Raw genomic sequence first — 10528 nt, forward strand, 5'->3', positions numbered from 1 at the left:
GTGTGTCCACCTCACTGATACTTTTTTGACGTTTTTGTGGTCAAGGCGATACGTTTGCGAGTACGCGGGAGAGATCAGGGCCCGCTTGCGAGACGGTGACGACGCAAACGATGTCGTCGGCAGCGAGAGCTGGCCGCTCGATTTCGGCTCCGTCACAGTGATAATATGCAAAGGGAGCGGATCGGCATGACAAGGACGTTCACCTACTCCGGCAGCCCTGCGCATATTGTCTTCGGCAATGGCGCGTCGTCCGAGGTGGGCACCTGGATCGAAAAACTCGGCTGCAATCGCGCGCTGGTGCTGTCGACGCCGCATCGGGCTGCCGACGGCGAGGCGCTTGCCGAATCCCTCGGCGCGCTGGCGGCCGGCACCTTTTCGGGCGCCGCCATGCACACGCCAGTCGAGGTAACCCAAACGGCAATGGCCAAGGCGACCGAGGTCAACGCTGACTGCGTTGTCGCGCTTGGCGGCGGCTCTACCACCGGTCTCGGCAAGGCGATCGCCTGGCGCACCGACCTGCCGCAGATCGTCATCCCGACCACCTATGCCGGCTCGGAGGTGACGCCGATCCTCGGTCAGACCGAGAACGGCGAAAAAACCACAATGCGTGACGCCAGGATCCTGCCGGAAGTGGTGATCTACGATCCAGAGCTGACCGTCGGCCTGCCGATAGCGATGAGCGTCGCGTCAGGACTCAACGCCATGGCGCACGCGGCCGAAGCGCTTTACGCGCAGGATCGCAATCCGATTTCCACCCTGATGGCGAAAGAAGGATTGCGCGCCATGAAGACTGCGCTGCCGGTGTTGACCAAGGAGCCTGGAAACATCGATGCACGCGGCGATGCGCTTTACGGCGCCTGGCTGTGCGGTACGGTGCTCGGCGCCGTCGGCATGGCGCTGCATCACAAGATCTGTCACACGCTGGGCGGCTCTTTCGACATGCCGCATGCCGAGACCCATGCGGTGATGTTGCCGCACACGATCGGCTTCAACGCCGTCGCGGTGCCCGACTTGTTGAGCCCGGTCGCCGACTTGTTTGGCGGCAGCGCGGGCGGCGGTCTCCACGATTTCGCCAACGCGGTCGGCGCGCCGTTTACATTGAAAGAACTCGGCCTCAAGCAGGCCGATCTCGACCGCGCCGCTGAGATTGCGACCAGGCACCCATACTGGAATCCGCGGCCTTTCGACCGCGCCGCAATCCGCGCCCTGTTGCAGGACGCGTGGGAGGGAAGGCGCCCGCAAAACTGACGGCAACAAGCAAGGAACTTACCCGCCGCGAATTCATCAGGATACCGCCACGAGTGGCTCCGCCTGATCGGCGCAGGCCGCTCACGCTTTTGTGCGCGGGAAAAACTGAGCGGCTCAACAAGCCCATTGACATCAGCCGTATTTTCGACGCAAACGTTATATTGTTACTGTTATACAGTTACACAGCCCGCCTCTCCGGCGACATACATTTCAGACTGCAAGGAGACCACGGATGCGTCGCATTCCCTTTCTCGCCGCGCTGCTCGTCGCGGTGCCGCTTTTGACCGGCACGGCTGTCGGCGCCGAAGACAAGCTGACCATCGTGGCGGCCGAGAATTTCTATGGCGACCTTGCCCGCCAGATCGGCGGCAGCAACGTCACCGTCACCAGCATCCTGGCCAATCCCGACGACGATCCGCATCTGTTCGAGACCAGCCCGTCGACGGCGCGCACCATCGCCGATGCAAAGATCGTCATCTATAACGGCGCCGATTACGATCCGTGGATGGACAAGCTGCTGTCCGCCTCGACAGCCAAGGATCGCACGACCATCGTCGCCGCCGACCTGATCGGCAAGAAGTCGGGCGACAATCCGCATCTGTGGTACGACCCGGCGACGATGCCGGCCATCGCCAAGGCGCTGAGCGCCGATCTTGCCAAGCGCGATCCGGCCAATGCCGTGCATTATGAGGCGAACCTGAAGGCATTCCAGACCTCGCTCGAGGCCATTGACAAGGAAATCGCCGACGTCAAGAACACCTATGCCGGAACCGAGGTGACGGCTACCGAGCCGGTCTTCGGCTACATGGCGGAAGCGCTCGGTCTCAAGATGCTGAACTACGATTTCCAGGTGGCCTTGATGAACGATGCGGAGCCGAGCGCCACGCAGGTGGCGGCGTTCGAAAACAGCCTGAAGGACGGCTCGGCCAAGATCCTGTTCTACAATTCGCAGGTGACCGACGAGGCAACGACAAGGCTGCTCGACATCGCCAGGCAGAATAAGGTCACGGTCATCGGCGTCACCGAGACGGAACCGGCGGGCCAGACGATCCAGACCTGGTTCGGCGGCCAGATCGACGCGGTTCAGAAGGCGCTCGCCGCCCGCACACAATGAACGTGACTGCGAATGAATGTGACTAAATGAACGCAATCGAATTCGACAAGGTCACGCTGACCTATGGGGGACGCCGGGTTTTATCCGACGTCTCCTTTTCGATTCCGCAAGGCGCCTTTGTCGGCCTGCTCGGCGCCAATGGCGCCGGCAAAACGACGATGCTGCGCGCCATTCTCGGCCTGATCAAGCCGGCCGGCGGCGCAATTTCCGTGCTCGGCAAAGCGCCGACGCGCGGCAACGCCGACATCGGCTATATGCCGCAGGCGCGGCGCGCGCTTGGCGATGTCGGCGTCAGCGGCCTCGACTTCGTGCTGAGTGCTGCCGGCGGGCATCGCTGGGGCTGGCCCGTCGCGTCGGCTGCCGAGAAGGAGGGGGCGTGGAAGGCTCTTGAAGAGGTGGGCGCCGGCGACCTTGCGCGGCGGCCGCTGGGCGAGCTTTCCGGTGGCGAGCGCCAGCGCATCCTGATCGCGCAATCCTTGATCGGCAATCCGCAACTGCTTTTGCTCGACGAACCGCTGATCAGCCTCGATGCCGGCCATCAACGCGCGATCATCGACCTCGTGCATCAGATCGGCGAGCGGCTCGGCATTGCCGTGCTGTTCTGCTCGCACGAGATCAACCCGCTGCTGCGCGCCGTCGACCGCGTGCTCTATCTCGGCAACCGCAAGGCGGCGATCGGCTCCGTCGACGAGGTCATCAGCGGGCCGGTGCTGTCGAAACTCTACGGCACGCATATCAATGTGGTGCGGGTTGCCGGCCGCATCTTCGTCATGGCCGACGATGTCGAACTGGAGAGCGGGGCGCATGTCCACGATCTTTGACTATGAATTCATGCGCAACGCCTTTTATGCCTGCACCATCGTCGGCATCGTTTCGGGCGCGGTCGGCTATTTACTCGTGCTCCGGGGCCAGACCTTCGCCGGCCATGCGCTCTCCCATGTCGGCTTTCCCGGGGCCACCGGCGCCGGCCTGATCGGGCTGTCGCCGTTTCTCGGCCTCACCGTGTTCACCGTCGCCGCCGGCATCGGCATCGGCCTGCTCGGCGAACGCGCGCATCGCGACGTCGCCATCGGCATCGTTTTGACGCTGTCGCTCGGCCTGGGCTTGCTGTTTCTGCATTTCTACACCGCCTTCGCCTCGCAGGCGACCAACGTGCTGTTCGGCAATGTGCTGGGCATCAGCCTGCGCACCGTTATCGTGCTTGCGGTGCTGGCGGTGGCGATCCTTGTCGCGCTTTTGCTGATCGCGCGGCCGCTGCTGTTCGCCAGCCTGCAGCCGGAACTCGCCGAAGCGCGCGGCGTGCCGCTCACTCTTGTCTCGACCCTGTTCATGGTGCTGGTCGCCGTCGCCACGTCCGAGGCGGTGCAGATCGTCGGCGTGCTGCTCGTCTTCGCGCTGATGGTGGCGCCTGCAGCCACCGCGCTCAGGCTTACCAGCGGCGTCGGAGCCGGCGTGCTGACGTCCATCGCGCTTGCCGTGATCATCGCCTGGATCAGCCTGACGCTCGCCTTCCTGACCGACTGGCCGACGAGCTTCTGGATCACGGCGCTGGGCGCGGCGGCCTATGTCGTCATCGGCATGGTCCGGCGCCCGTCGGTCCGAGAGACTCAGAGCGCCGACGCCGGCCCCTGAGGCTTGCCCTCCGGCGGGTCGATCGGGCCGGCTGGAGTGCAAAACTGACGTCAGGGAAATACACCCAAAAAAAGTCAGGTTTACAAACCGGCTCCTGAAACGTTTCAGCCGCGAAAGACAAATTCATCCAATCGCCTAGATCGCGACCTCTGTCGCGCCAAAGGGCCGCTCCGGAGCGGCCGGAACACCCGGAAAACTGCCATTTCAAGCGCATTTTGTAGCGGCGAATGGCGTCCGCGCGGCCGGTTGGAAGCTGGCCGGGAGGTGCAAAGGCGACCCCCCGCGGCCATCGCGGGCGGCGTTGACAGACCGCGGTGCTGCATGCGTATAGCAAGCCATGGGTCACGCCATGGCCGTGGCGGTTGAGACGGGGCTGGGGGGTTTCGTAACAACAGCATTGACGGCCCGGCGCCGGACGGGCGGCATGCACTCTCGAAGTGCGCCGCTCGCTCTTGGCTGACGCGCCGGCGACCCGGCAGCAGTCCTGGCCTGCGTTATCTCGACCAGGCTCCGCAGAACGCCATCGTCTCAGCTTTTCGATCCGCATCGGTTCGAAGCGAACGAGGTGACGCCCTCTTAACCGATATTCGCTTCGCTACGTCCCCCTCCCCCTGCTGGGCGCTGTTCACCATCGGTTTCGTCACCGGCGCCGAGGCCACGGTCGACCTGCTGCCGATCATCATCAAGGCGCTGAAGGTGGTCGGCAACAACACCGGGTCGGTATCTGACCTTCGCGCCGCCGTCCGCGCCATCGCCGCCGCCCGCATCGACCCGGTCGTCGACAAGGTGTTCAGCCAGGAGCAGGCGGCCGAAGCCTACGCGCACATGGCGGCAGGCGGGCAGCATTTCGGCAAGCTTGCGTTCAAGCTCGACTGGTAGCCGAGGCGCGCGAGCTGCCAATCTCCCCCTTGAGGGCATAGGCGCTAAGATAGGTATTGCCCTGCGGAATCGGGTGTGATTCTACACTGCGATGACACACGAATCGCTTGTTGATGACGGCTGGGCCGAGACGATTGAGCTTCTGGGCGGCGAAGAGTTGATCGCAGCAAGTGCCCGCGAGACGAAGGCGTTCCTGCGCCCGCGGGGCGTCAGGTCGGCGAGCGACCTGTTGCGCCTGACACTGGCTTACTGCCTTGGCAAGGTTGGCATGCGGTGGCGTCGTGGCCTGGGCGGCGGCGAGCGGGATTGCCGACATTTCGGACGTGGCGTTGCTTGGCCGGCTGCGCAATGCAGGACCATGGCTGCAGCAGTTGATTGGGCACCTTTTGAAGCGCGAGGATGCAGGTTTGGCCAAAGGCCGGCTGATCCGCATCCTCGATGCGACAGCGGTTGCCAAGGCCGGTGCGTATGAGAAGAAGAACAATGGTCTTTGGCGCATGCACTGCGCCTTCGAGCTTGAGCGCGAGCAGTTCGACTTCCTCGAGATCACCGACCAGAGCGAAGCCGAGTTGATCGACCGCGTGCCGGTGGTGCCGGGCGAGATCCGCATCGGTGACCGCGCCTATCTGCAGGCCGAGCGGATCGCCAAGGTGATGGCGCAAGGCGGCGATGTTGTTGTGCGCGCGTCGTGGAAAAACGCGCGATGGCTCGACGCCAACGGCAGGGCGTTCGATCTCATCGGCTACCTGGAGAACTGCCGGGAGGAAGTCTGCGAAACGCCTGCCCGGCTGACACTCAAGAAGGGCGAGCCTGTGAAGATGCGCCTGATCGCCTTGCGCAAATCCGAGGCTGCGGCACAAGAAGTGCGGCGCAAAATCAACAAGGAAGCCAGGGCCAAGGGCAACAAGGTTCAACCGCAGACGCTGATTGCGGCCGGCTTCGTCCTGCTTGTGACCTCGCTTGACCGGGAGGAGTTTCCCGCCGATACGGTCCTCAAGCTCTACCGCATGCGCTGGCGCATCGAACTCGCCTTCAAGCGCCTGAAGAGCCTGATCGGGCTGCGCTCTCCTCCCGCCAAAGACCCAAGGATCACAAGGCCTTGGATCCTTGCACACTTCCTCATCGCGCTTGTGACCGAACCCCTCTCGCAGGAGTTGGGTGTCTCTCCCCCTTGAGCGACGGGCGCCCGCTACTGTGGCGCGCCACCCGCCAGATCGTCGCCTCTCTGATCGCGACCATCTTTACTCAACCTTCCTTGGCGGCCCTGCGCCAAAATCTCCATGCCTTGCGATATCGCTGGCGCGAACCACCACGAAAGCGCAAGTTTCAGTCCATGCCAAAGCTATCTTAGCGCCTATGCCCACAAGGGGGAGATGCCCGGCAGGGCAGAGGGGGTCGGTCCGACCGGGCTCGACCTACTGCGGCGGAAGGAGGTTGGCGCTCTACGAGAGGCGACCCCCTCTGTCGCCTTCGGCGACATCTCCCCCTCGAGGGGGGAGATTACGCACGCCGCTTCCTAGATCAACTTCTCCAGCGTGATCGGCAAGTCCCGCACTCTTTTTCCCGTCGCATGGAACACCGCATTGGCGATCGCCGGCGCTACGCCGACGATGGCCAGTTCGCCGACACCCTTGCCGCCGAGCACCGAAGAGTGCAGGTCGGGAACGCCGACCGAGATGACCTCGATATCGGGGATGTCGGCATTGGTCGGCACCAGATAGTCGCCGAGATTGTTGTTGACGATGCGGCCATGCCTGCGGTCGACAATGCCTTCTTCAAGCAGCGCCTGGCCGATGCCCATGATGATGCCGCCCTTCCACTGGCTCTCCGCGAGTTTCGGGTTGTAGAGCCGGCCGGAATCCAGCGCCGACACCACGCGGGACACGCGCACGGTGCCGAAATCCTCGTCGACGCGCACCTCGATGAAATGCGCGCACCAGGAGTGGCGCGAATAGTCGCCCTCGGTGTGCGGCAGCGCCGCCGCGATGGTGGTGTAGTTCTTGTAGCGATCCTCGGAGGTCGAGTTCGCCGGCATGGTGTCGCCGGTGGCTTCGATGCGGTCGCGGCCGACGCTGGCCAGCAGCTCGGCAATCGAGACATCGGGTCCATCGCCGCGCGGCGACCTGATGCGGCCGTTGGCGACGATCAGCGTGTTGGCCTGGAGCGCGTGGAAGGGCGAGCGCGGATCGCTGATCGCCAGACCAACCAGCTGGTCGAGTGCCGATGTCGCTGCCTTGTAGACCGCGCCCGTCATCACGCCGGCCAGCCGCGACCCGCCGGCCACGCCGGCGCGGGGATACCGGGAATCACCGAGCTTCACCACGACATGGTCGGCCGCCACGCCTACCGTTTCGGCCGCTGTCTGCGCCAGGATCGTGTAGGTGCCCTGGCCCATGTCGATCGAGGAGCTTTCGACCTCGACCGAGCCGTTGGCAAGGATACGCACGATGGCCTCGCCGTAAGCGCGCCGCACGGGATAGGTGCCGGCGGCGACGCCCCAGCCGATCAGCTGGTTGCCGTCGCGCATCGAACGCGGTTTGGGCGTGCGCTGGGCCCAGCCGAAGCGTTCGGCGCCAGCCGCGAAAGCCTCGCGCAACTGCCGCGTCGACCAGGCCTTTTTTGCGTGCGGATCCTGCTCGGCGTAATTCCTCAGCCGGATCTCCAGCGGATCGATGCCGACCCCGTAGGCGAGCTCGTCAATGGCGCTTTCGATGCCGAAGGCGCTAGGGTTTTCGCCCGGCGCGCGCATGGCGCCAGGCACCACCGAATTCACCCGCACGACATTCTGCTTCGAGGAGAAGTTGGGCGTCGCATACATGATCGAGGTGACCACGCCCAAAGGCTCGACCCACATTCCGTCTATGGATGTTTCGTTGACGCCGCGATGCACGATCGACTGGATCTTTCCGTCACGGTCGGCGCCGATCGTCACCGTCTGGCGCGTCGCGGCGCGGCCGCCATAGCCGGTAAAAGTCTGCGGCCGCGTCATGACCACCCTCACGGGCCGTCCCAGCATCTTGGCTGCGGCAGCCGCTACCGCGCCGTGGCCGAGCGCCAGCGCCTTGGAGCCGAAGCCGCCACCGATATAGGGCGAGACCAGCCGTACATTTTCGAACGGCACGCCGAACCATTCGGCATAGGTGCGGGCCATACCGTCGAGCCACTGGCTCGGTTCCCACACGGTCAGCCGGTCGCCGCCCTCCCAGCGCGCGATGAGGCCATGCGGCTCCATCGGCGCCTGGTATTCGCGCGGCGTGTTATAGGCGCCGCAGACGCGCACCGGGGCAGCGGCGAAAGCGGCCTGCGCATCGCCCCATTCCTTGGTCATAGCGGCGATCGGAATGCCGTCACCGGCCTTGGCGTCGCTGATGTCTACGATGGCCGGCGTCTCGTCATAGCTGACCTTGACCATCGCCGCTGCCGCGACGGCCTGCTCGAAAGTCTCCGCGATGACCGCGGCGACATGCTGGCCCGAAAAGGTGATGTCGCGCGCCAGCGGGCAGTAGGGTTTGTCCGGCGGCGGCGTGCCGAACCAGTCTGATGCGGTCCGCAGGCTCATGATGGTATCGGGCGTCAGCACCTTGAGCACGCCAGGGGCCGCCTCGGCAGCTGACGTGTCGATCGAACGTACCTTGCCGGCGGCGACAGTGCTTTCCACCAGCACGCCATAGGCAAGCCCGTCGAGCTGCTGTTCGACGGCGTATTTTGCCGCGCCGGTGATCTTGGCCGGGCCGTCGACGCGCGACAGCCGCCCGCCGACCTGATCGGCAGTGCCGTCCGAAGCGTCGCCGTGCCGAGTTCTTGGGTCGTGAATGGTCATGCCATGGCTCCCGTCTTGAGGATCGCGCGGGCGACGACGCGCGGCGCCAGTTCGATCTTGTAGTGGTTGGCGCCGTGGTCGACGGCGCCTTCCACGGCGAGCAAGCTGGCGGCCCGCACCCTGTCTTCGCTGGGCACCTTGCCCTTCAACGCCGCTTCCACGGCGTGCGCCCGCCACGGCTTCGTCGCGACGCCGCCCAGCGCGACGCGCAGGTCGCGAATGGTGCGGCCATCGGCTTCGAAGTCGATGCCGACCGCGGCGCTTGCAGCCGCGAACGCATAGGACTGCCGGTCGCGAACCTTGAGATAGGTCGACCGCCGGGCGGCGGCTGAAGCCGGGATGCTGATGGCCGTGATCATCTCGCCCGGTTGGATGGCATGTTCCCTGTCGGGCGTGGCGCCGGGCAGGAGAAAGAAGTCGTCGACGGCAACCTGGCGTTCGCCAAGATGAACCACGGCGTCGAAGGCGACCAGCGCGGTGGCGAGATCGCCGGGATACATGGCGATGCAGGCGTCGCTGGTGCCGAGCACGGCATGGCCGCGGGTGACGCCGCCGATCGCCGAGCAGCCGCTGCCGGCCGAGCGCTTGTTGCAGGCGGAAAAATTCGCGGGATCGCGGAAATAGGGGCAGCGCGTGCGCTGCATCAGATTGCCGCCGATGGTCGCCATGTTGCGCAGTTGCGCGGAAGCCGCCTGCCACAGCGCTTCGGAGACCGCGGGAAAGCGGCTCTTGATTTCGGCATGGTCGGCGACGTGGCTCATCTTGGCCAGCGCGCCGATCATGGCACTGTCAGCGTCGACCTTGATGGCGTCGAGCCCTTTGAGATGGGTGATGTCGACAAGGCTGTCGGGTTCGGCAACGCCGCATTTGGCGAGATCGACCAGCGTCGTGCCGCCGGCAAGCAGCATGGCGCCGGGCAGGGCGGCAGCTTGGCGTGCGGCGTCGATGCTATGGGCGCGAACGTAGGAAAAATCCCTCATGACGCGACCTCCAGTGCCGCCTGGCGCACGGCGGCAACGATGTGCGGATAGGCTCCGCAGCGGCACAGATTGCCGGCCATGTATTCGCGGATCTCGTCATCCGAGCCGGCATGGCCCTCGCGGATGCAGGCCACCGCCGACATGATCTGTCCGGGCGTACAGTAACCGCACTGGAAAGCATCCTGGTCGAGGAAAGCAGCCTGAACCGCGTTGAGCGTGCCGCCGTCGCCGGCCAATCCTTCGATGGTGGTGATCTCGCGGCCTTCGACCTGAGCTGCAAGCGTCAGGCAGGACAGCACGCGCTGTCCCTCGACATGCACCGTGCAGGCGCCGCACTGGCCCTGGTCGCAACCCTTCTTGGTGCCGGTCAGGTTAAGACGGTCGCGTAAGGCGTCGAGCAACGTGACGCGCGGCTCGACCTGCAGTTCGTGACTGTGTCCGTTGATGGTGAGACGGATTGGGATAGTGGTGGATTTGGTTTGGTCGGTCATGAGGCGTCTGGCTCCAGTTGCTTGACGCTAGGGGATTGAGATGGCGTCCGAGTGGGAGAGGACAAGGGAAGAGGCGACGGTGCGCCTAATCTCCCCCCTTGTGGGGGAGATGTCCGGCAGGGCAGAGGGGGGCGCGAAGGAATGCGACGTTCCCGATTTACATGCGTCGAAACGAATCTTGGCCGAGGAGGCGCCAGTCAGGCCTCGATAGGCTGGCGGGACAGGGCCCCCCTCTGTCCTGCCGGACATCTCCCCCACGAGGGGGGAGATTGACAGCTCTGCCGCCCCGACTCTCCAGCGGGCAGGGGATGCTTCAGTCTTCACAATCTCAACACGTGACATACCGGCTCCCCTGATTATATGA

9 protein-coding genes are annotated in these 10528 nt (G+C 64.7%); 6 read left to right on the top strand and 3 right to left on the bottom strand.

Going from position 1 to position 10528, the window contains the following annotated elements; translation table 11 throughout:
* Positions 1-186: 186 nt before the first annotated feature.
* The 6 genes from NKJ76_RS19725 (at position 187) to NKJ76_RS19750 (ending at position 6048) form a co-directional block, all read left to right on the top strand.
* Positions 187-1248: a maleylacetate reductase gene (locus NKJ76_RS19725; RefSeq protein ID WP_352538162.1), complete on the top strand. Its 1062-nt coding sequence runs from the start codon at positions 187-189 to the stop codon at positions 1246-1248.
* Between the two features lie 232 nt (positions 1249-1480).
* Positions 1481-2362, top strand: a complete 882-nt coding sequence (locus NKJ76_RS19730; protein ID WP_352538163.1) for a metal ABC transporter solute-binding protein, Zn/Mn family — start codon at positions 1481-1483, stop codon at positions 2360-2362.
* Between the two features lie 26 nt (positions 2363-2388).
* Positions 2389-3183: a metal ABC transporter ATP-binding protein gene (locus tag NKJ76_RS19735; protein ID WP_352538164.1), complete on the top strand. Its 795-nt coding sequence runs from the start codon at positions 2389-2391 to the stop codon at positions 3181-3183.
* Positions 3167-3994 carry a metal ABC transporter permease gene (locus NKJ76_RS19740; protein WP_352538165.1) on the top strand — a complete coding sequence of 276 codons (828 nt, stop codon included), beginning with the start codon at positions 3167-3169 and terminating at the stop codon, positions 3992-3994. The genes NKJ76_RS19735 and NKJ76_RS19740 overlap by 17 nt, the downstream gene beginning before the upstream one ends.
* Positions 3995-4690: 696 nt before the next feature.
* A complete protein-coding gene (locus NKJ76_RS19745; protein ID WP_352538166.1) occupies positions 4691-4873 on the top strand; it encodes a zinc-binding dehydrogenase in 183 nt (60 codons plus the stop codon).
* 254 nt (positions 4874-5127) lie between these two features.
* Positions 5128-6048 (top strand): transposase, encoded by a 921-nt coding sequence (locus NKJ76_RS19750; protein WP_502902326.1) that lies wholly within the window; start codon positions 5128-5130, stop codon positions 6046-6048.
* A gap of 341 nt (positions 6049-6389) precedes the next feature.
* Here NKJ76_RS19750 and NKJ76_RS19755 read toward each other — a convergent pair whose 3' ends face one another.
* The 3 genes from NKJ76_RS19755 to NKJ76_RS19765 are packed head-to-tail and all read right to left on the bottom strand — an operon-like array spanning position 6390 to position 10164.
* Positions 6390-8693, bottom strand: coding sequence for a xanthine dehydrogenase family protein molybdopterin-binding subunit (locus NKJ76_RS19755; RefSeq protein ID WP_352538167.1), 2304 nt, complete (start codon positions 8691-8693; stop codon positions 6390-6392).
* Complete coding sequence (locus NKJ76_RS19760) at positions 8690-9673, bottom strand: FAD binding domain-containing protein (protein ID WP_352538168.1); 984 nt, start codon at positions 9671-9673, stop codon at positions 8690-8692. Before NKJ76_RS19760 ends, NKJ76_RS19755 begins: the two co-directional genes overlap by 4 nt.
* Positions 9670-10164: a (2Fe-2S)-binding protein gene (locus tag NKJ76_RS19765; protein WP_352538169.1), complete on the bottom strand. Its 495-nt coding sequence runs from the start codon at positions 10162-10164 to the stop codon at positions 9670-9672. Before NKJ76_RS19765 ends, NKJ76_RS19760 begins: the two co-directional genes overlap by 4 nt.
* Positions 10165-10528 lie beyond the last annotated feature (364 nt).

The organism is Mesorhizobium sp. M0029 (genome assembly GCF_040323735.1).
Taxonomy (GTDB): domain Bacteria; phylum Pseudomonadota; class Alphaproteobacteria; order Rhizobiales; family Rhizobiaceae; genus Mesorhizobium.